General features: G+C 28.8%; 22 protein-coding genes. 12 read left to right on the top strand and 10 right to left on the bottom strand.

Going from position 1 to position 21,540, the window contains the following annotated elements; genetic code table 11:
- Nucleotides 1-14: 14 nt before the first annotated feature.
- The 3 genes from BLT70_RS10530 to BLT70_RS10520 are packed head-to-tail and all read right to left on the bottom strand — an operon-like array spanning nt 15 to nt 1,732.
- The gene (locus BLT70_RS10530) at nt 15-542 is read right to left on the bottom strand and encodes a GNAT family N-acetyltransferase (RefSeq protein ID WP_091894208.1); all 528 of its coding nucleotides are present in this window, start codon (nt 540-542) and stop codon (nt 15-17) included.
- Between the two features lie 28 nt (nt 543-570).
- On the bottom strand, nt 571-867 hold the full coding sequence (locus BLT70_RS10525; protein WP_091894206.1) for a putative quinol monooxygenase: 297 nt from the start codon (nt 865-867) through the stop codon (nt 571-573).
- A 4-nt stretch (nt 868-871) separates the two neighbouring features.
- Nucleotides 872-1,732 (bottom strand): S-adenosyl-l-methionine hydroxide adenosyltransferase family protein, encoded by an 861-nt coding sequence (locus tag BLT70_RS10520; protein ID WP_091894204.1) that lies wholly within the window; start codon nt 1,730-1,732, stop codon nt 872-874.
- 129 nt (nt 1,733-1,861) lie between these two features.
- Here BLT70_RS10520 and BLT70_RS10515 point away from each other — a divergent pair, with 129 nt between their 5' ends.
- From BLT70_RS10515 to BLT70_RS10485, 7 genes are all read left to right on the top strand, one after another.
- Complete coding sequence (locus BLT70_RS10515) at nt 1,862-2,815, top strand: PhoH family protein (RefSeq protein ID WP_091894203.1); 954 nt, start codon at nt 1,862-1,864, stop codon at nt 2,813-2,815.
- The gene (locus BLT70_RS10510) at nt 2,812-3,429 is read left to right on the top strand and encodes a hypothetical protein (protein WP_091894201.1); all 618 of its coding nucleotides are present in this window, start codon (nt 2,812-2,814) and stop codon (nt 3,427-3,429) included. The genes BLT70_RS10515 and BLT70_RS10510 overlap by 4 nt, the downstream gene beginning before the upstream one ends.
- Nucleotides 3,430-3,437: 8 nt before the next feature.
- Nucleotides 3,438-3,872: a hypothetical protein gene (locus BLT70_RS10505; protein ID WP_091894199.1), complete on the top strand. Its 435-nt coding sequence runs from the start codon at nt 3,438-3,440 to the stop codon at nt 3,870-3,872.
- A complete protein-coding gene (locus tag BLT70_RS10500; protein WP_091894197.1) occupies nt 3,869-4,816 on the top strand; it encodes a phosphoribosylaminoimidazolesuccinocarboxamide synthase in 948 nt (315 codons plus the stop codon). The genes BLT70_RS10505 and BLT70_RS10500 overlap by 4 nt, the downstream gene beginning before the upstream one ends.
- A gap of 11 nt (nt 4,817-4,827) precedes the next feature.
- Nucleotides 4,828-6,015 (top strand): enoyl-ACP reductase FabV, encoded by a 1,188-nt coding sequence (gene fabV, locus BLT70_RS10495; protein ID WP_091894195.1) that lies wholly within the window; start codon nt 4,828-4,830, stop codon nt 6,013-6,015.
- An 85-nt stretch (nt 6,016-6,100) separates the two neighbouring features.
- The gene (locus tag BLT70_RS10490) at nt 6,101-6,580 is read left to right on the top strand and encodes a hypothetical protein (RefSeq protein ID WP_091894193.1); all 480 of its coding nucleotides are present in this window, start codon (nt 6,101-6,103) and stop codon (nt 6,578-6,580) included.
- Nucleotides 6,573-6,944 (top strand): glyoxalase, encoded by a 372-nt coding sequence (locus BLT70_RS10485; protein ID WP_091894191.1) that lies wholly within the window; start codon nt 6,573-6,575, stop codon nt 6,942-6,944. The genes BLT70_RS10490 and BLT70_RS10485 overlap by 8 nt, the downstream gene beginning before the upstream one ends.
- A gap of 57 nt (nt 6,945-7,001) precedes the next feature.
- Here the strand turns inward: BLT70_RS10485 and BLT70_RS10480 are convergent, their stop codons facing one another.
- The gene (locus tag BLT70_RS10480; protein ID WP_091894189.1) at nt 7,002-7,814 is read right to left on the bottom strand and encodes a TerC family protein; all 813 of its coding nucleotides are present in this window, start codon (nt 7,812-7,814) and stop codon (nt 7,002-7,004) included.
- Between the two features lie 126 nt (nt 7,815-7,940).
- Here BLT70_RS10480 and BLT70_RS10475 point away from each other — a divergent pair, with 126 nt between their 5' ends.
- Nucleotides 7,941-9,593 carry a serine hydrolase gene (locus BLT70_RS10475; RefSeq protein ID WP_091894187.1) on the top strand — a complete coding sequence of 551 codons (1,653 nt, stop codon included), beginning with the start codon at nt 7,941-7,943 and terminating at the stop codon, nt 9,591-9,593.
- On the opposite strand, the gene BLT70_RS10470 is transcribed toward BLT70_RS10475, so the two are convergent.
- A complete protein-coding gene (locus BLT70_RS10470; RefSeq protein ID WP_091894185.1) occupies nt 9,594-10,373 on the bottom strand; it encodes a sulfite exporter TauE/SafE family protein in 780 nt (259 codons plus the stop codon). It abuts the gene before it with no gap.
- Between the two features lie 54 nt (nt 10,374-10,427).
- Between BLT70_RS10470 and acs the strand changes: the two genes are divergently transcribed.
- The 3 genes from acs to BLT70_RS10455 all read left to right on the top strand — a co-directional run bounded on the left by acs (nt 10,428) and on the right by BLT70_RS10455 (nt 15,283).
- The gene (gene acs, locus BLT70_RS10465) at nt 10,428-12,335 is read left to right on the top strand and encodes an acetate--CoA ligase (RefSeq protein WP_091894183.1); all 1,908 of its coding nucleotides are present in this window, start codon (nt 10,428-10,430) and stop codon (nt 12,333-12,335) included.
- A 336-nt stretch (nt 12,336-12,671) separates the two neighbouring features.
- Nucleotides 12,672-14,438: an ABC transporter ATP-binding protein gene (locus tag BLT70_RS10460; protein ID WP_091894181.1), complete on the top strand. Its 1,767-nt coding sequence runs from the start codon at nt 12,672-12,674 to the stop codon at nt 14,436-14,438.
- Between the two features lie 80 nt (nt 14,439-14,518).
- On the top strand, nt 14,519-15,283 hold the full coding sequence (locus BLT70_RS10455; RefSeq protein WP_091894179.1) for a DUF6503 family protein: 765 nt from the start codon (nt 14,519-14,521) through the stop codon (nt 15,281-15,283).
- Here BLT70_RS10455 and BLT70_RS10450 read toward each other — a convergent pair.
- From BLT70_RS10450 to BLT70_RS10430, 5 genes are all read right to left on the bottom strand, one after another.
- Nucleotides 15,280-15,942, bottom strand: coding sequence for a PolC-type DNA polymerase III (locus BLT70_RS10450; protein ID WP_091894178.1), 663 nt, complete (start codon nt 15,940-15,942; stop codon nt 15,280-15,282). The two genes, BLT70_RS10455 and BLT70_RS10450, sit on opposite strands and share 4 nt — an antisense overlap.
- Before the next feature lie 2 nt (nt 15,943-15,944).
- On the bottom strand, nt 15,945-17,861 hold the full coding sequence (locus tag BLT70_RS10445; protein ID WP_091894176.1) for a DUF294 nucleotidyltransferase-like domain-containing protein: 1,917 nt from the start codon (nt 17,859-17,861) through the stop codon (nt 15,945-15,947).
- A gap of 25 nt (nt 17,862-17,886) precedes the next feature.
- Nucleotides 17,887-18,663 carry a hypothetical protein gene (locus tag BLT70_RS10440; RefSeq protein ID WP_091894175.1) on the bottom strand — a complete coding sequence of 259 codons (777 nt, stop codon included), beginning with the start codon at nt 18,661-18,663 and terminating at the stop codon, nt 17,887-17,889.
- Nucleotides 18,660-19,205, bottom strand: a complete 546-nt coding sequence (locus BLT70_RS10435) for an NUDIX domain-containing protein (protein WP_091894173.1) — start codon at nt 19,203-19,205, stop codon at nt 18,660-18,662. Before BLT70_RS10435 ends, BLT70_RS10440 begins: the two co-directional genes overlap by 4 nt.
- 178 nt (nt 19,206-19,383) lie before the next feature.
- On the bottom strand, nt 19,384-20,472 hold the full coding sequence (locus BLT70_RS10430) for a M42 family metallopeptidase (RefSeq protein ID WP_091894171.1): 1,089 nt from the start codon (nt 20,470-20,472) through the stop codon (nt 19,384-19,386).
- 151 nt (nt 20,473-20,623) lie between these two features.
- Between BLT70_RS10430 and BLT70_RS10425 the strand changes: the two genes are divergently transcribed.
- Nucleotides 20,624-21,514 (top strand): ATP-binding cassette domain-containing protein, encoded by an 891-nt coding sequence (locus BLT70_RS10425; protein ID WP_091894169.1) that lies wholly within the window; start codon nt 20,624-20,626, stop codon nt 21,512-21,514.
- Nucleotides 21,515-21,540 lie beyond the last annotated feature (26 nt).

The raw sequence follows: 21,540 nt of genomic DNA, 5'->3' as shown, positions 1-21,540 counted from the left end.
TGCAAATTAAGGTGCTATTTTGTTAATCGATAACTAATATTGTTTTCAAAACCTTCATCTTTAATTTCTGGATGAAATACAAATTTTTGTTTTTCTAATAACATAATAGAATCCATATTATTTTTGTGTGTAAAAGCTTCTATCGTTTTTAATTCCATTTGATTAAAACCAAATTTTAAAACTTCTTCAAAAGCTTCGCTCATAAAACCTTTTTGTTGATAAATAGGATCTAATTCGTAACCAATTTCTGCATAATCGTCTTCATCTTCAAAATTACGTAAACCAATACTGCCCATTAATTGATGGTTACTTTTAGATTCTATAACCCAAAAAATGCCTTCATTATTTAAAGTTAGTGTAGAAATACGATCTATAAAAGCTCTTGCTTCAGAAAGGTTATTTGGTCTTTTTCTATCAATAAATTCATTAACTTCTTTGTTGGTTCTTAATCCGAAAATTGCTTTAGCATCGGTTAAGTTTAATTCTCTTAAAGTTAATCTTTCTGTTTCTAAAACAGGAAAAGGGGTAAAGTTAAAATTCATTTTTTTAATTTTTCTAATGGCTTATTATTTATTGCAAACTTACTTTTTTATCTACACTCCAAGCTTGTGGCTTATCATTAAAAAATGTTTTAGTTTTTGCCCAAACATTTTTAAACAATTTAGAGTTTTTATAGTTTTCTAAATTACTTTCATTTTCCCAATAAGAATAGGTGAAAAATATTTCTGGATTTGTTTTATCTTGATATAATTCTAGTAAATTACATCCTTCAGAATTTCTTATAAGTTTTTTCTTTTCTTCGAATAATATTAAAAATTCATTAATATGTTTTAAGTGAAAACTCATTTTAACAATTCTAACAAACATATTTTTAGGATAAAGATGTGTATTCTGGTTTAGATTCTGTGAAAAAATCAATAATTATAGGGTCTCTATATTCTAGTCCTAATAAACTACATGCGCCACCAACGGTTTTTAAATTACTTCTGTAAATAGCAATTTCTAAAAAACCAGCAGAGTTAAATATGGCTAATTTATTGCCATCAAACTGTTTTATGTTTTGAGAATTATCTCCAGTAATTTCATTGTATTTTGTAAAGATTTTGGTAAATAAATAACGTGATGCTGTTATCTTATAGTTACGTCCTTTACCAATTTCATTAAACATTTTTTTACTGATGTTGCTAATTACATTTCCGTAATTATCAATATAGACGACACCACCAATAATTTGTGTTTGGTTCTGATTTACTTTGGGTTGTATTTCTACTAACTTTTTAAATTCTCTAATTTCTTTACCAATAACGGTTAAATTTCCTCCTCTGGCAATAAAACAAGCAACTTGAACAAAAACATCTAATACAGGAAAACTACTTTCAACTCGAGTATGAATGTTAATTTCTACAATTCTTGTTGGTTGAATTTCTGAAGCTATCATTGAAATAATTCCGTTGTCTGGACAAACAAAAAAATGATTGTCTAGTTCAATAGCAATATGTTTGTTTTCATCACTTAATTCTGAATCTACACCAACAATATGAATTGTTCCTTCTGGAAAACTTTTATAAGAATTTTTTAAAATATAAGCAGTTTCAGTAATGTTAAAAGGCGATATATGATGTGTAATATCAACAATTTTAGCATCTGCAAGCTCAGAATATATAGCACCTTTTACAGCACCAACAAAGTGGTCTCTGGTTCCAAAATCTGTAGTTAATGTTATAAAAGACATTGAATTTTTGGCTGTTAATTAAATGTGTAAAAGTTGTTGATTATTTTACGCAAATCTAATCAATTTACTAGTTTTAATTACTATTTTTAATTTAATAATTCTTACTAATATTCTAATAAATTTAAACATTTGAACGAACGCATTTTAGAGTTAACAGAAATAAGTCCAAAAGAATTTTTTGGCACACAAAATAATACGATTGAGCAGTTAAAAAAATACTTTCCAAAAATAAAAATTGTTGCTCGCGGATCTAAATTAAAAATTTATGGAGAATCCTCCGTTTTAGATGAATTCGAAATTCGTTTTGATCGTTTAATAAAGTATTTTAATAGATATAATAAGTTAGATGATAATAGCATTGAGCGCATTTTAACATCAAACGGAAATGAAGAAAAATCTGTTGCATCAAAATTTGCTAAAGACATTTTAGTACATGGTGTTAATGGCAAATTGATAAAACCACAAACAGAAAATCAGCGTAAAATGGTTGCTTCAATGGCAAAAAACGATATGTTGTTTGCTGTTGGTCCTGCAGGAACAGGAAAAACATATACTGCTGTTGCTTTAGCTGTTAAAGCTTTAAAAGAAAAAGAAGTTAGACGAATAATTTTAACAAGACCAGCAGTAGAATCTGGAGAAAATTTAGGGTTTTTACCAGGAGATTTAAAAGAGAAATTAGATCCTTATATGCAACCTTTATATGATGCATTAAGAGATATGATTCCGCATGAAAAATTAGAAGCTTTTATAGAAAAAGGAGTCATTCAAATTGCGCCTTTGGCATTTATGAGAGGTAGAACTTTAGACAACGCATTTGTAATTTTAGATGAAGCACAAAATACAACTCATAACCAAATGAAAATGTTTTTAACCAGAATGGGAAAAAGTGCAAAATTTATTATTACTGGCGATCCTGGGCAAATAGATTTACCAAGAAAACAAGTTTCTGGTTTAAAAGAATCGTTGTTAGCTTTAAAAGATATAAAAGGTATTGCACATGTGTATTTAGATGATAAAGATATTGTAAGACATAAATTAGTAAAAGAAATTATAGCAGCATATAAAAGTATAGAAACAGAATGATAAAAATAGAAAAAGATAAATTAGGAATTCAAGATTATTTTTATATCGGGTATTTATATCTTATTATTTTAGGAATTGTAAGTGATGCTATTTTTTATGGCATTTTTGGAATTTCTTATTTAAGCTACACAACTATTTTAGATGCATTAATTTCTCCTTTAAGTTTGTTAGCAAATAATTGGAAAATTTCTATTTTTCTTGTTTTTATGTTCTGGTTAATGAGAATGTATTTTACTAAATGGATGTTTAACTTATATAAATATTTTAAAGTAAAAAAATGGTATAAAAAAATATATAATATAGAGAAATTAGATAAAAAATATGCTGAGTTAGAGAAAAAAAAGAACAATGTTGAAGGGATGATGTTTATCTTTTTTTTACTTTTTATTTCTATGAGAACAGGCATGGGAATAGGAATGAAGCAGAGATTTACTAAAGAAGAAATTATACCAAATTATACATTAATATTTAAAGATAATACAAGGTTAGATGTAAAAAAGGTTGGTCAAAATTCTGCATATTTCTTTTATTTTATACCTGGAGAAGAAATAATTACGGTAACCCCAATTGCAGATAATTTAAAACAAATAAAAGTTCTAAAAAATAAAAAGTAATTTTATTAATGGAACACAAAAATGATTTTATAGAAAGAGAAATACAGAAAATTTCATTTTTTTTAAGAAAAATGTTTTCTAGTATTAGTAGCACTGACGAAGTTTTTTCTTTGCAAGCTTTTAATGAAGATTTAAAAGAAAAATTAGATTTTGGATTTTATGAATTACTTGCATTAAATGAAGAAGAATTAAAAAATAAAATACATGGAGTTGATATTCTAATTTTAGAAGACTTATTAAAAGTATTTTATGAAATTGATAAAGAAGAAATTGTAACTTTAGAATCGTACAATTTAAGTAGAGTTTCTTTAATTTTAATAAATGAAATAGAAAATAAATCTAAAGTTTTTTCTTTTGAAAGACAGCAAATAAAAAACTACTTCAATTCTGAAAAAAAAGAAATTGAAAGCTTATTTTTGCGCAAACAACAACACAAAAAATGAATACAATTAACGAAACAAATTTTCAGTTTCCAGGCCAGAAATCTATATATAAAGGGAAAGTTAGAGAAGTTTATAATATAAACGACCAACTTTTAGTAATGATTGCTACTGATAGATTATCTGCTTTTGATGTTATTTTGCCGCGTCAAATTCCGTTTAAAGGTCAGATTTTAAACCAGATTGCAACAAAAATGATGAATGAAACTGTAGATGTTGTTCCTAATTGGTTATTGGCAAATCCAGATGAAAATGTTGCTGTTGGTCATTTATGCGAGCCTTTTAAAGTAGAAATGGTTATAAGAGGTTACATGTCTGGTCATGCAGCACGTGAATACAAACTTGGAAAACGAGTTTTGTGTGGAGTTACTTTAGCAGAAGGATTAAAAGAAAACGATAAGTTTCCAATACCAATTATTACGCCATCAACTAAAGCAGCAAATGGCGAACATGATGAAGATATTTCTAGAGAAGCTATTTTATCAAAAGGAATTGTTTCTGAAAAAGATTATGTAGTTTTAGAAGATTATACACGTAAATTATTTGAAAGAGGAACTGAAATTGCTGCAAAACGTGGTTTAATTTTGGTGGATACTAAATACGAATTTGGTAAAACAAAAGAGGGTAAAATTGTATTGATTGATGAAATTCATACACCAGATTCTTCTCGTTATTTTTATGCTGATGGATATCAAGAAAGACAAAATAAAGGAGAAGCTCAAAAACAATTATCAAAAGAATTTGTGCGTCAATGGTTAATAGAAAATGGTTTTCAAGGACAAGAAGGGCAACAAATTCCAGAAATGTCTGATGAAAAAATCATAGAGATTTCTAACAGATATATAGAGTTATTTGAACAAATTACAGGAGAAAAATTTGTAAAAGCTTCCACAGAAAATGTGATGGAGAGAATTGAAAAAAATGTGAACGCTTTTTTAGCAAACTAAAACAAACAAAAATGATTATAGAACCAAGAACAAGAGGATTTATTTGTTTAACTGCGCATCCAACAGGTTGTGAAAAAAATATTACAGATCAAATTGCATATGTAAAGTCGAAAGGAAAAATTAATGGCGCTAAAAAAGTTTTAGTTTTAGGGTCATCTACAGGTTTTGGATTAGCATCAAGAATTTCTAGTGCTTTTGGATCAGAAGCAGCTACAATTGGTGTCTTTTTTGATAAACCTTCTGCTCCTGGAAAAACAGGATCTGCAGGATATTACAATACAGCAGCTTTTGAAAAACATGCTCATGAAGCAGGTTTATATGCAAAAAGTATAAATGGTGATGCATTTTCAAATGAAATAAAAAGACAAACTTTAGATTTAATCAAAAAAGATTTAGGTCAGGTTGATTTGGTGATTTACAGTTTAGCATCACCAGTAAGAACACATCCAGACACTGGTAAACGTTTTAAATCGGTTTTAAAACCAATTGGCGGCGTTTTTTCTAACAAAACAGTAGATTTTCATACAGGAAATGTATCAGAAATTTCTATAAATCCTGCAGAAGGAGATGATGTTGCAAACACAGTTGCAGTTATGGGTGGTGAAGATTGGAAAATGTGGATGGACGCTTTAAAAGCAGAAAACTTATTATCCGAAGGAGCTACAACAATTGCATACTCTTATATTGGCCCAAAATTAACGGAAGCAGTTTATAGAAAAGGAACAATTGGTGCAGCAAAAGATCATTTAGAAGCAACTGCTTTTACAATTACAGATGATTTAAAATCAATTGGTGGTAAAGCCTTTGTTTCTGTAAATAAAGCTTTGGTAACGCAAGCTAGTTCTGCAATTCCTGTAATTCCGTTGTATATTTCTTTACTATATAAAGTAATGAAAGCCAAAGGAATTCACGAAGGTTGTATTGAGCAAATTCAGCGTTTATATAGCGAAAGAGTTTTTGGAGGAGATTTAGATTTAGACGAAAAAGGAAGAATTAGAATTGACGATTGGGAAATGCGAGAAGATGTACAAGCAGAAGTTGATAAATTATGGCCAACTGCAACAACAGAAAATTTATCAGAAATTGGAGATTTAGAAGGTTATAGCAACGATTTCTTTAATTTATTCGGCTTTAAAGTTGATGGTGTAGATTATGATGCAGATGTAAACGAAATGGTAGCAATACCTAGTGAAAAATAATTGTTTTTAAAATAAAAAAGAAGCCTCACAAGTTAAAATCTGTGAGGTTTTATTTTTTAATATATTTGGTAGAAAATTTTAAAAAATGAAAGCTGTAACCATAAAACAACTCAAAGACGAATTAACGCATAAATCTGCCAATGAGTTAAAAGAGTTGTGTTTACATTTATCAAGATTTAAAAAAGAAAACAAAGAATTACTTACTTATTTATTGTTTGAGTCTCATAATGAAGAAGGGTATATCCAGTCGATTAAAGATCAAATGGATGACCAGTTTTTAGAGATTAATACAAAGAGTTTTTTTTACATCAGAAAAAGTGTACGTAAAATTCTATCGCTTACCAAAAAGTATATTAGATACTCGAAAAATAAGGAAACAGAAACCGAATTATTGTTGTATTTCTGTAAGAAATTAAAAGCAATGAAACCTTCTATAAAAAACAGTCAGCGATTGCAAAATGTTTTTGATTCTCAAATTAAAATGATCAAAAAAGCAATTGAAAAACTGCATGAAGATTTACAATATGATTATCAATTAGAACTAGATGAATTATTAGATGAATAAAAAAGAAAGACCAATTTTATCAGATTTAGTAAACGAAGGAACTTCTGAATTAGAGAAATTTCAAAATGAAATAATTCGTCCTGTTATAAAAATGCAGCACGATTTATTAATTGCTTCGTTTAAACAGTATTTACAGAAACGAAAAATTGATTTTTCTGTTTTATCAGATCAGAAAAAGAGAAGTAGAATTTCATCTATTTTTAAAACAGATAACAATTATAAAAATATGACTTTAGGTTTTATCGTTGGTCATTTTTCTACGGATGAATTTACGTTTTATACGGCTAATGTATCCGAAGTAAATAAAAGAATTCTACAAATTATTACGCAAAGAATTAAAGATAGTATTACTGAATTATTATAAAAAAGTCGCTGTAATTTAATACAGCGACTTTTTTTATCTTTAAAATATACCTTGAATTTATTTTTTTTCTTTAGCAAGTTTCTTTTGATATTTTCCTTGAACAACATCAACAATAATAAGAATTGCAAGTACAAAATAGAATGTAGTTTTACTCATTGGCACAATTTCGTTTCCAAATAGTTTAAGATGTGCTAAATGACCACCTTCTGTAACTAACATTATTCCTACAATAAAAAGAATAAACAATCCTAAAACTTCATACATTCTATTTTTTGATAAGAAAACAGAGATTTTATCAGCCATAATTAGCATTAATAAACCGCTAATAACAATTGCAATTGCCATAATTATAAAAGCGGTTGTAGAACTTTCAATTTCACTTGTAAGACCAATTGCGGCTAAAATAGAATCAAAAGAAAACACTAAATTCATTAAAACAATACTAAAAACAACTGCTTTAGAAGATTTTGTACTTCTATCTGAAGCCATTTCAGAAACTTCGAGTCCTTTTGTAGAAATCATGTGCCAAATTTCTTTAATAGCAGTAAAAATAATAAATCCGCCACCAACTAAAACAATAATACTGTGACCGTTAAAAGCAAATTTTATGATGTTTTCAATTCCGCCAGATAAAAAAGAAAAAGGTTCTTGAAAAAAATCTATGATAGAAACAAGCACAAATAATAATACAATTCTTAAAACGATTGCAATTAAAATTCCTGTTTTTCTAACTTTTTTTTGATCTGTTTCTGGTGCTTTTTTAGATTCTAAAGAAATGTATAGTAAGTTGTCAAAACCAAGAACAGCTTGTAACATAACTAACATAAATAATGTAAATAGATTTTCTAACATGCTTTTTATTTTAAGCATCAAAGATATTTAAATCCTTAAAATATCATCTTAAAATAAATAAGTTTTTTGTTATTTATTTGTAAAGCTGTAACTTAAAGTTTTTTATGTCGTCATATAAAATATTAACCAACTTAAAAATATCAAATGAAAAATTTACTTTTTTTTAAATCGACACTATTAACAGTTATTTGCGTATTCTTTTTTAATGTAAGTCAAGCGCAAAGTTTAGCCTCTAAAATAGATAAAATATTAACCAATCAATTTAAAAATAATGAAACTGGAGTTTCTGCTTTGGTTGCTAAAGATGGAAAAGTTCTTTATAGAAAAGCTTTTGGGAAAGCGAATTTAGAATTGGATGTAGATATGACGTCAGACAATGTTTTTGAAATAGGTTCAATTACAAAACAATTTACTTCAGTTTCAATTTTGATGTTATTAGAAGAAGGTAAATTAAGTTTAGATGATGAAATCACGAAGTTTATTCCAGATTATCCAACAAACGGAAATAAAATAACAATTCATCATTTACTAACGCATACATCAGGAATTAAGAGTTATACATCAATGCAAAGCTTTGGGGAAATTGCAACAATTGATAAAACGCCTTTAGAATTTATAAATTTCTTTAAGAATGAACCAATGGATTTTGATCCAGGAGAAAAATACTTATATAATAATTCAGCGTATTTTATTTTAGGATATATTATCGAAAAAGTTAGCGGAATTTCTTATGAAAAATTTCTTCAAGAAAGAATTTTTGATAAAATAAATATGAAATCTTCTTATTATGGAAGTCATACAAAACTGATAAAAAATAGAGCTTCTGGTTATGAAAAAGGAGCCGATTTTGTAAATGCACAATATATAAGTTTAACATTGCCTTATGCTGCTGGCTCAATAATGTCTACTGTAGATGATATGTTAAAATGGCAAACAGCAATTACAAATAACGTGTTTGTAAAAAAAGAAACAATCGCAAAAGCATTTACCAATTATACTTTAAATAATGGCGATAAAATTAACTATGGTTATGGTTGGAGCTTAGATGAATTAAATGATGTGCCAACAATAGAACATGGAGGCGCAATTCCAGGGTATTTATCGATGGGTGTTTTTGTACCAAGTGAAAATGTATATGTAATTCTTTTTTCTAATTGTGGCTGTCAATCACCAACAAATACAGCTTTAGAAATCGCTGCTTTAGCAATTAATAAACCAAAGTTTGAAGCCGGAAAAGAAGTAAAATTATCAATAGAGCAATTAAATAATTGGGTGGGAACGTATGAATTTGATGCTAAAGTTTTACGCTTTATAACTTTAAAAGACGGTCAATTATATAGTCAAAGAGAAGGAAGTCCGAAATCATTTAAGATTTTTCCAACTTCGCCAACTTCTTTTACATTTGAAGAAGGGTTTATTTCGTATGATTTCTCTATAAAAGATGGAAAAAAAGTAGCACTTTTTAAAAACAGAATTAATAAAGTAGAAGGAATTTTCACAGATAAAGTAGCAACTAAAGAAAAAGAAATTATTACAGTTTCTGCGGATGTTTTAAAAACGTATGAAGGAGTTTATGAAATTCAGCCTGGTTTTGATTTAACAATTACAGCAAAAGAAAATCAATTATTTGCACAAGCAACTGGTCAAGCTCAATTTGAGTTGTTTGCAACAACTGAAACGAATTTCTTTTTAAAAGTAGTAAAAGCAGAAATTGAGTTTCATAAAAATGAGAAAGACGAAATAATTGCACTGACTTTATATCAGGGAGGAAATGCAATGAAAGCGATGAAAAAATAATTAAAAGAAATATTTTATTAAAATTCTAATTCCTACAAAGGCAATCAAAATAGCGGTTGCCTTTTTTAGTTGAATAGGAGTAAAGTAATTGTTGCTCATTCTACTTCCAATTTGTCCGCCAATAAAAACGGTAATTAATAAGATGGATGTTAAACTCCAATCAATATAAAAATCAGGATTTGAATATTGTCCAACTAGTCCTGCAATAGAATTAACTAAGATAAAAAAACTAGCTGTTGCTGCAATTTTTTTTGGAGTATCCCAATTTGTTAAATGCAAAAGTGGCGATAAAAAAATGCCTCCGCCAATTCCTACCATTCCAGAAATAAAACCAATAATTCCGCCAAAAGCAGCATTTTTCTTGGTATTTATTTTGATTTGTTTTTCATCCGAAGAAATAATATTTTTTGAAATCCACATAGTAATTGCGGCAAAAAGAAGCGTAAAACCTAACAATATAAAGAAAAATTCTTTATTTATTTTTAAGTATCCACCAATATATGCCATTGGAACACTAAATATAACGATAGAAATTATTTTTTTCCATTCTATTTTTTTTTGCTGATGAAATAAGAACATGTTACCAAAAACCACAACAATATTACATAATAAAGCAGTTGCTCTAATTTGTGTAAAAACTATGCCTGTTAATGCTAAAATTGCTAAATAACTAGAACCACCACCAAAACCTACAGACGAATATAAAATTGCGACTATAAAAAAAAATAAAATAATATTCCAGTTTTGTAAAATTGATTCAAAAATGATTTGAATACCCATAAAGCAAATATAATTTTCTATTTTTATAAAATCTAATCAATAACAAAACTAATTATGAGTAATTATCACATTAAACATTTAGAAGAATATTTTAAAGTATATAGAAAATCGATAAGAGAACCAGAGGTTTTTTGGGAAGAAATTGCCGAAGAACATTTTTTATGGAGAAAACAATGGGATAAAGTTTTAGATTGGGATTTTTCTAAACCAGAAATAAAATGGTTTCAAGGTGCTAAATTAAATATTACAGAAAATTGTATTGATAGGCATTTGGCTACAAGAGCAGACAAAACGGCTATTTTATTCGAACCGAATAATCCAGAGGAACCAGCAGAACATATTACTTATAATCAATTGCATGAAAGAGTAAATCAATTTGCGAATGTTTTAAAAGACTATGGGGTTAAAAAAGGAGATAGAGTTTGTATTTATGTACCTATGATTCCCGAATTGGCAATTTCTTTGTTGGCTTGTGCTAGAATTGGGGCTATACATTCTGTGGTTTTTGCAGGTTTTTCATCAACAGCCTTAGCAACAAGAATTAACGATTCTGATTGTAAAATAGTCATTACTGCGGATGGTTCTTACAGAGGTAAAAAAACAATTGATTTAAAAGGAATCGTAGATGAAGCTTTAGAAAAATGTGAAGGAGTAAATACTGTTTTGGTAGCAAAAAGAATCAATTCTGATATTAAGATGAAAGCTGGAAGAGATAAATGGTTGCAACCGTTATTAGATGAAGCTTCTAAAGAATGTAAAGCAGAGATAATGGATGCAGAAGATCCATTATTTATTTTATATACTTCTGGTTCTACTGGCAGACCAAAAGGAATGGTGCACACAACAGCTGGTTATATGGTGTATACAGCGTATACCTTTAAAAATGCGTTTCAATATAGAGAAAATGATGTGTATTGGTGTACTGCAGATATTGGTTGGATTACTGGTCATTCTTACATTGTTTATGGACCTTTAGCAAACGGAGCAACAACAGTATTATTTGAAGGTGTACCAAGTTATCCAGATTTTGGTCGTTTTTGGGATATAATTGACAAACATAAAGTGAGTCAGTTTTATACAGCTCCAACTGCAATTAGAGCTTTGGCAAAACATGGAACAGAATTGATAGAAAATCACGATTTATCATCCTTAAAAGTTTTGGGTTCTGTTGGTGAGCCAATTAATGAAGAAGCTTGGCACTGGTATAATGATAATGTTGGTAAAGGTAAAAGCCCGATAATAGATTCTTGGTGGCAAACAGAAACTGGCGGAATTATGATAACACCAATTCCGTATGTAACACCAACAAAACCAACATACGCAACGTTACCTTTTATAGGAATTCAACCAGCAATAATGGATGAAAAAGGAGCCGAATTAAAAGGGAATCAGGTAGAAGGAAGATTGTGTATAAAATACCCTTGGCCAAGTATTGCAAGAACAATTTGGGGAAATCACCAACGCTATAAAGAAACCTATTTTTCTGCTTTTGATAATATGTATTTTACGGGTGATGGAGCTTTAAGAGATGAAGTTGGTTATTACAGAATTACAGGTAGAGTAGATGATGTAATTATTGTTTCTGGTCATAATTTAGGAACTGCGCCAATAGAAGATGCAATTAATGAGCATCCTGCAATTGCAGAATCTGCTATTGTTGGTTTTCCTCATGATATTAAAGGAAGTGCTTTATATGGTTATATTACATTAAAAGACGCCGGTGAATATAGAGATCATGCTAATTTACAGAAGGAGATTAATCAATTAATTACAGATAGAATTGGCCCAATTGCAAAATTAGATAAAATTCAATTTACAGAAGGATTACCAAAAACACGTTCTGGCAAAATTATGAGACGTATTTTACGTAAAATAGCTTGTAATGAAATGGATAATTTAGGAGATACTAGTACATTATTAAATCCTGAAATTGTACAAAAAATTATTGATCATAGATTGTAGGAAAAACTGAATCAGATTCAGATTTTATTCAAAACTCATAGGTTATTAAATCTATGAGTTTTTTTGCGTGTTTTTGTTGAAAAAACAAAAACCGCGCTTTCCACTATATCTTTTTATGCAGAAAAAGCATAAAAAGGATGCCGTTTCTATCGCTCACGCAGCATACTTGGTAGCTAATTAATAATATAGTAAAGGAATTTAATCTTTATTCCAGACCTCACAGGTTTCTATAACCTGTGAGGTCTTTTATGTTTGTTGTAACTTTGTAAATATGTCAGACTTATTTCTATGGCATATAAATTGAGAAATAGAGTTTTCTAGATTTTAAAACAAATTATGCAACATTATAAAGAATCATCAAAAGATAAAAAGAAACCAAAAGTAACTTTAAAACAAGCTTTTAAAACCATTATTTGGCCAAGAAGAAATCTTGTTTTTTTAGGTTTAATTCTAATAATTATCAGAAGTTTATCTGGTTTTGTGCTTCCATTGCAAAGTAAAGTATTGTTAGATGAGGTTGTGCCAAATAAAGATTATAATCAATTATATACTTTAATAGCTATCGTTATTGGGGCTATTTCTGTACAAGCAATCACCTCTTTTTTATTAACAAAAGTATTAAGTATTCAAGCACAATATTTAATATCAGAATTAAGAGCAGAAGTTCAAAAAAAGGTATTAACATTACCTATCAGCTTTTTTGATAATACAAAATCTGGAGCTTTAGTTTCTAGAATTATGAGCGATGTAGAAGGAGTTAGAAACTTAATTGGTACAGGTTTAGTACAACTAATTGGTGGTTCTTTTACGGCAATTCTAACGTTGGTTATTTTGCTAAAAATGAATGTTTGGATGACGCTTTTTACTTTTGTGCCTTTATCAGTTTTTGGATTGATTGCCTTAAAATCTTTCAAATACATTAGACCAATTTTTAGAGCAAGAGGTAAAATTAATGCAGAGGTAAAAGGACGTTTAACAGAAACTTTAGGTGGAATTCGAGTTATAAAAGCCTTTAATGCAGAAGAACAAGAAAGTAAAATATTTGAAAAAGGTGTTGCCGATATTTTTATAAATGTTAAAAAAAGTATGACAGCAACTGCAATAATGACAAGCTCATCTACTTTTTTAATTGGTTTAGCAACAACTGGCGTTTTAGGAATTGGAGGTTATTATATGGTACAAGGAACGATGACTTCAGGAGATCTGTTTAAATTTACAACATTATTAGCTTTTATGGTTGCGCCAATTGTACAAATGAGTAATATTGGTAGCCAATTAACAGAAGCATTAGCAGGTTTAGATAGAACAGAAGAGTTAATGAACATGCCTGCAGAAGAAGATGATGAAGAAAGAACAATTACATTAAATAAGATAAAAGGAGAAATTATTTTTGATGATGTTTCTTTTGAGTACGAAGAAGGAAAAGAAGTGTTGAACAATATTAATTTTGATGTTCCTGCAGGTTCTGTAACTGCGTTGGTTGGTAGTTCTGGTTCAGGTAAATCTACAATTGCAGGTTTATCTGCAACTTTTTTAAACCCTAAATCTGGTACTATTACTATTGATAATAAAGATGTGTCAAAAGTAAAATTATCTAGTTATCGTAAAAATTTAGGAGTTGTTTTACAAGATGAATTTTTGTTTGAAGGAACAATTAGAGAAAATATTTTATTCCCAAGACCAAATGCTACGGAAGAAGAATTACAAAATGCTGTAAATGCTGCTTACGTAAATGAATTTACAGATCGTTTTGATGATGGGTTAGATACATTAATAGGAGAAAGAGGCGTAAAACTTTCTGGAGGTCAAAGACAACGTTTGGCAATTGCAAGGGCAATTTTAGCAGATCCAAAAATTATTATTTTAGATGAAGCAACCTCTAGTTTAGATACAGAAAGTGAATCGTTAATTCAAAAAAGTTTATCAGAATTAGTAAAAGATAGAACTACGATTGTAATTGCACACAGATTAAGTACTATAAAACAAGCAGATCAAATTTTAGTAATTGAAGCTGGAAGCATCGCAGAAAGAGGAACGCATGATGAGTTGATTGCTAAAAAAGGTAGATATTTTGATTTGTATACTTATCAATCTAAAATTTAAGAATTAAATGTCATTATTTTTGAAAGTGTTTTAGATGTATTACGACTTTTTAAATTATTAAAATCAAATTAAACATATTTATGAAAAAAGTACTTTTATTATTAATAATAGTAATTTCAGTTTCTTGTAAAAATGAAACTAAAAAAGGTGTTAAACAAGAAACAATTGTTGAAGTTAAAAAAGAAAATTTTCCGGTAGAATTGGCAAAAGTTTTTGAAAAACATGGGGGAATTGATACTTGGAGAAAAGCACAAATTTTATCATTTAATAAAGGAGAAGAAGTACATACTGTAGATTTAAAATCAAGAAAAACAGTAATTAATTCACCAAAATATTCTTTAGGTTTTAACGGTAAAGATGTTTGGTTATCAGAAGTTGAAAAAGGATCTTATAAAGGCGATCCTGCTTTTTATCATAATTTATATTTTTATTTCTACGCAATGCCTTTTGTTTTGGCTGATGATGGAATTACTTATGAAAAAACAGCAGATTTAGTTTTTGAAGGGAAAAATTATCCTGGATATAAAATGTCTTTTAAAGCAAATGTTGGTAGTTCTCCAGATGATAATTACAAAATTTATTACAATCCAGAAACATATCAAATGCAATGGTTAGGTTATACAGTTACGTATAGATCTAAAAAAGCAAGCGATAAATTTAAAATGATTAAGTATGGTAATTGGAATAACGTAAACGGATTAATTTTGCCATCAGAAATTACTTGGTATAAAACTGATGAAAATGGAGTGCCAACAGAACCTGCAAGACCAACAACGGTTTTTACTTTACCTTTAATAAGCGAAGGTAAATTAGCCGATTCTTTTTTTGAGAAACCAAAAAACTAGTAATTCAATAAATCTCTAAACTTTAAATTTCCGTTTTTATTTAAACGAGAAAGTATTTTTAAGAAAGCTATTGCAGTAATATAAGCATCTCCAGTTGCTGTATGACGATCACTTTTAGAGATATTTAATTCATCACACAAATTATCTAATGTATAATGTTGTTTTCCATTTTGATAAATTGTGTGTTTTGATTTTTTATACAAATAACCAGTATCAATAGTTTTGTTTAATAAAAGAGGTAATTTGTTTCTCCTTAAAATTTCGTTAATCATTTCTACATCAAATTTTACATGATGTCCAACCAAAACGGCATTGCCAATATATTTTAAAAAAAGTTTTAACGCAGCTAATTCTGTTATTTTTTCAATTTCACCTCCTTTTAAAATTCCGTGAATTGGTACAGTTTCTGCTTTAAATACTTTTTGTTTCACATAGACTTCAAAAGTATCATTTACGTTAATTGTGTTGTCTATTACAGATACAGCACCAATAGAAAGCACTCTATCTTTTCTTAAAAAACCAGTTGTTTCTGTATCATAAATAACAAATCTAGTTTCTTTAATCGGTAGTTTTTTTGCATTTAAAAAGCTTTCCTGATAGGCTAAAAAGTAACCTGGAAGTGGCTTTTTTTCTTTTTTTTGAAACCAATTTAATTTCATAGTTACCTAAAGTTTGCTAAATTATATCTTACAGAAAGTACTTCTTGAATTTCTCTAATAGGTTTAAAACATCTTTTAAGTTTTAACTTTTCTTCTTTTGTTAAAGATTCTAATTGTATAATTCTACCAGAATTGTTATGTAAGATTCCTTGTTTGGTTTTAAATTTTAGCACAGCTTTAAAGGCGTAAGAGCAAGATTGATATAACTCTTTATTTTGAGGTTCAATTTCTGCTAATTTTTCAAAACGTTGTGCTGTATTATTTATTTCTGATATATTATTTGATAAAACTAAAAGTCTAGCAGCATTAATTAATGGCATTAACGCTCTTTTTTTAATATTAAAAGAATCTTTGTGATCTCCATTATTTTCTACTAAAAACTGTTTAAAAAAACCTAATGGAGAAGGGCTTGCAACTGCTTCTTTCGCTAAAAAGGTACATAAAAGGTTTTTATTATTTAGATTTTCAAAAATGCTATTCGTTAATTCTTTAGGCAAATTTGGGTCGCCATAAATTGCATTAAAATCAAAAAATATCGAAGACAATAAAATGGCTTTTTCATCAATATTCATAATCCAATCTTTAAATTGGTTTTTCCATTCAGATAAAGATAAACACCACTCTGGGTTGCTTGCCATCATTTCTGCAGGACAATATTCATAGCCAATTTTATGAAGTGATTTAGTAATGTGTCCAGAAAGTTTTAAAAAGTAATTTTTTGTTTCTAGATATTTTTCGGGTGCAACATCTTCAAAAATTAAAGCATTATCTTGATCTGTGTATAAAAGTTGTTCTTTTCTGCCTTGACTGCCTAGAGCTAGCCAAGAAAATTTTACAGGAGGAGGCGAATCCATTTTTTTCAAAGAAAGTTCAATGGTTCTAATAGTTACGCCGTCATTTATTTCTGAGATAATTTTAGAAATATGAGATAACGGAATATTTTGTTCTAAATATGATTTTAAAAGTAAGTTAGCTTTGCTTCTAATTTCACGAATTTCTCTCGTTCTTTTAGCGCGTTTTATTTCTTTTAAAATAACAGTTGGGTTGTTTCCTAATGAAGCTAATACATCATGATTTGTTAAAATTCCTATTAGTTTAGAATTACTAGTTCCATCAGCAGTAATACAAACATGACCTACTTTATGCTTAATCATTTGTAATTGTGCATCTAAAACTGTAAGATTTTTAGATTGCGTTATTACAGGAAAAGACATAATATCTTTTACTGAAGTTTCTATAGAAAAAAGACCTGTGGCTATTTTGTTTTTAATGTCGCTATTTGTAATGATTCCTATAGGAACGCATGCATCATCAACCACAACAATACAACCAATTTTTTGAGCACTCATTTTTATGGCAGCCTCTTTAATTGTAGATTTTATGGTACATTTTAAAGGTTTTTTTGTGTAATTAATAGATTGTAAATTAGATTCTGCTAAGTTTTCTTTAGCAATATAATCTGTAAAAATATTGTTGTTTTGCTCGCTTGTGTAAGGATCAAAAGAAGTGGAAGCAAATGAGGTTAACAGGTATTTATTAATTTTTAAACTTTTTTCTGATAATGCTTGAAAAATTGCAATAGGAATTCCATAAACAATAGATTCTTCATTGGCAATAGCATCTAATAAATAATTTTCTTTACTGATTAATGGTCTTAATCCAAAAATATCTCCAGCATCGCAAATATCTATAAGCGTTTTATCGTTTTCAGAATTTTTATACATACTAATTCCGCCATTTCTTACAATATAAAAATGTTCGTGATTTGTATCATTCTGATTAAAAAGAATCTTTCCTTTTTCTAAATATATAATTTTTACTTCGGATGCTATTTCTGCTATTTTTTTAGCAGTAAGTAAATTAAAAGGAGGATAATTTTTTAAGAAATCGAAGACACGTTCAGAAATTGTATTTTTCATCTTTTTTTATTTACTGATGAGGGTTTTATTCACTTTTGCTAACTGGTGTTTTTTCTAAATCTAAAATAGCTGTAGAGATATTAATTTGAAACCAGTTTTTAAACATTTTGTAATTTCGTCTTTGCGGCCATTCTTTTTTATTTGTGTGCCAGCCTTCTAATTCTCTTTGAAAATAGTTGTCAAACTTCTTTTTTAAGTGTGCTTCTACATCTTCATAATATGTTGCATTGCTAATTAAATAAATATTTACATCTTTTAAATCTGTTTCATCAATTTTAGAATCTGTGTAAATAGTATTATGCCAATCTATAAAAGGTTGTAGAGGTTTTAACGAAATTGCAGATCTGTTAATAAAATTCTCTTCAAAATCATCTTCCGTGCTTTCTTTAGGGAAATTTATTTCTAGCATCTCAGAAAGGTAGTCATCTTCAGTTTGTGTTGTTACTTTTAGTTTTTGACTTCCTTTAACTTCAAAGAAATCAAAATCAACTATAAATTCTGTAAATTCTTTAAGATGTTTAACTTTATAAGAGGTCATTTTTTCTAATAAACGATAATCTTCACCATTGTCTTTTGCTAACGAAATAATGTTTTTAAATTCAGCTGTATCTATAATAGATCGCATATTTCCTAAGTTCCAAGCGTTTTGGGCAAACTCATAAGCGTCTTCTTGAGACTCAAACTCTTTAAGTTTATTAATAAATTGTTCAACAAATTTATCTAATAGAGTAGAATAATTTAGCGCTGTATTTTGAAGGTTATTCTTATCTCCAAACAAATTTACAACCTTGTTTTTTTTCATTTTGATGTAATTTTTATAATTTCATTATAGACAGAACAATAATACCCATGAAACCTTGATAATAAAACGTTTTGATGTTTTTCTGTATTTTTAAGTATTTCTAAGTCGAATAATTGAACGGCATCAACTTCTTCTTTTTGAATAGTTAATTCTGATAAAGGTTTTTTTAATTCGGCAATAAAAACATGATGGTGTTCGTTATCTTGAATTCCGTTTTTATGAGAAACTTGATGAATTCTTGTTCCTATTTTGATGAGGTCTTTTTCTTCTAACTGTAAGCCAATTTCTTCAAAAATCTCTCTTTTTGCTGATGTTAAAATTTCTTCGCCAGCAGCAATATGACCTGCAACAGAAATATCCCACAAACCCGGAAAAACTTTTTTAGTCATTGCTCTTTTTTGAAGCAAAATTTTTTCATCAGAAGTAAATAACCAAATATGCACAGTTGCATGAAACCAACCGTTTTTGTGAGCTTCAGATTTTAGTGCAGTTTTTCCTGTTAATTTTCCTTCTGGAGTTAAAATATCTATAAGTTCATCCATATTTGTAATAAATGATTTTCACTAATTACTACTAATAAAAAGTCAGTTGTCATTTCGACGATAGGAGAAATCTCATGATTCTAATCTCTAATTATGAGATTCCTCAATCGCCTAAAAAGGCTCATTTCGGAATGACAGATTCTATATCGCAATTAGTGAAAATTCGTGTCATTTAAATCTATTCAAAATAAGAAAAAGTTTCCCCGTTTTTGATGTTTAACAATGTTTCATAAATCATTTTAATTACGCTTTCTACATCTTCTCTGTGAACCATTTCTACAGTTGTGTGCATGTATCTTAAAGGTAAAGAAATCAACGCAGAAGCAACGCCTCCATTACTATAAGCAAAAGCATCTGTGTCTGTTCCTGTTGCTCTAGAAAGCGCAGAACGTTGAAAAGGAATCTTATTAGCTTCGGCAGTTTCTGTAATTAAATCACGTAATTTTTGTTGAACTGCAGGTGCATAAGCAATAACAGGACCTTTACCTAATTCCATAAGTCCTGCAGTTTTTTTGTCAATCATTGGTGTTGTTGTATCGTGTGTAACATCAGTAACAATAGCCACATTTGGTTTTATGGTTTGTGTTATCATTTCTGCGCCACGTAAACCGATTTCTTCTTGAACAGAATTTGTAATGTATAAGCCAAAAGGAAGTGTTTTATCGTTTTCTTTTAATAAACGTGCAACTTCTGCAATCATAAAACCACCCATTCTGTTGTCTAAGGCTCTACAAACAAATTTGTCGCCGTTTAAGATGTGAAATTCATCTGGATACGTAATTACACAACCAACATGAATACCTAATTTTTCTACTTCTTCTTTTGTTGCACAACCAGTGTCAATAAAAATATTGTCTGGTTTTGGTGCTTCTTCGTTAGCTTTATTTCTTGTATGAATTGCTGGCCAACCAAAAACACCTTTTACAATTCCGTTTTTAGTATGAATATTTACAATTTTACTTGGCGCAATTTGATGATCAGAACCACCGTTTCTAATCACATAAATTAAACCATTGTCAGAAATATAATTTACGTACCAAGAAATTTCATCTGCATGCCCTTCAATTACAACTTTGTATTTTGCGTCAGGATTTATAACTCCAACTGCGGTTCCATAAGTATCAGTAATAAAAGTATCTACATAAGGTTTTAAATATTCCATCCAGATTTTTTGACCTTCCCATTCGTAACCTGTTGGCGCTGCGTTATTTAGGTATTTTTCTAAAAATGTAAGCGATTTTTTATTTAAAATTGATTTTTTAGCCATTTTATAAATTTATGTGAGAATTCTATTTTGTATAAGTTTCTGTAAAAATAAAACGATTTTTTATCATTTCTATTAAAAAAAGCACAAAAAAATGTAACAAAACTCCTTACTTTTACACTTATCACTAAGAAAAACTTAAAACCAAATCAGAATGAAGTTAGTTATTAAAAATTTAACAAAGACTTATAAAAACGGAGTAAAAGCAATTGATGATTTAAGTATTGAAATTGGCACAGGAATGTTTGGTTTGTTGGGACCAAATGGAGCAGGAAAATCATCTTTAATGAGAACAATTGCAACATTACAAAGTCCGGATTCTGGTTCTATAATGTTTGGTGATATTAATGTTTTAGAAGACAATATGTCTTTGCGAAAAGTGTTGGGGTATTTGCCACAATCTTTTGGGGTTTATCCAAAAATGTCTGCAGAAGATTTGTTAGATTATTTTGCAACTTTAAAAGGTGTGAGTAACAAATCCGAAAGAAAAGCAATTGTAAAAGAAGTTTTAGAAATTACGAATTTATATGACGTAAGACACAAATATGTTGCTGGTTATTCTGGTGGAATGAAGCAACGTTTCGGAATTGCGCAACTGCTTTTAAATAACCCTAAATTAATAATTGTTGATGAACCAACTGCTGGTTTAGATCCTGCAGAAAGACATCGTTTTTTAAATGTTTTACGAGAAGTTGGTACTAATTGTACCGTTATTTTTTCTACACATATTGTAGAAGATGTTAAGGAATTGTGTAATGAGATGGCGATTTTAAATGGTGGAAAAATTTTAAATCACACCACGCCACAAGAAGCTACCAAACAAATTGAAGGTGCTATTTGGAAGAAAATTATCAACAGAGAAGATTTAGAGGAAAATGAAAAAATGTATAACATTTTGTCATCAAACTACAATCAAGATAATACATTAAATATTAGAGTACACGCTATAGAAAAGCCTTCGGATGATTTTGTTGCTGCAACTCCGCAATTAGATGATGTGTATTTTATTGCTTTAAAACAAGATAAACCAGTTTTAACAAATTAAGAGTTTTTAAATATGAGTTTCAAGTT

The sequence above is a fragment of the Polaribacter sp. KT25b genome (assembly GCF_900105145.1).
Lineage (GTDB): Bacteria > Bacteroidota > Bacteroidia > Flavobacteriales > Flavobacteriaceae > Polaribacter.
The sequence above is the reverse complement of the archived record's forward strand: the minus strand, read 5'-3'. Positions and strand labels throughout refer to the sequence as shown.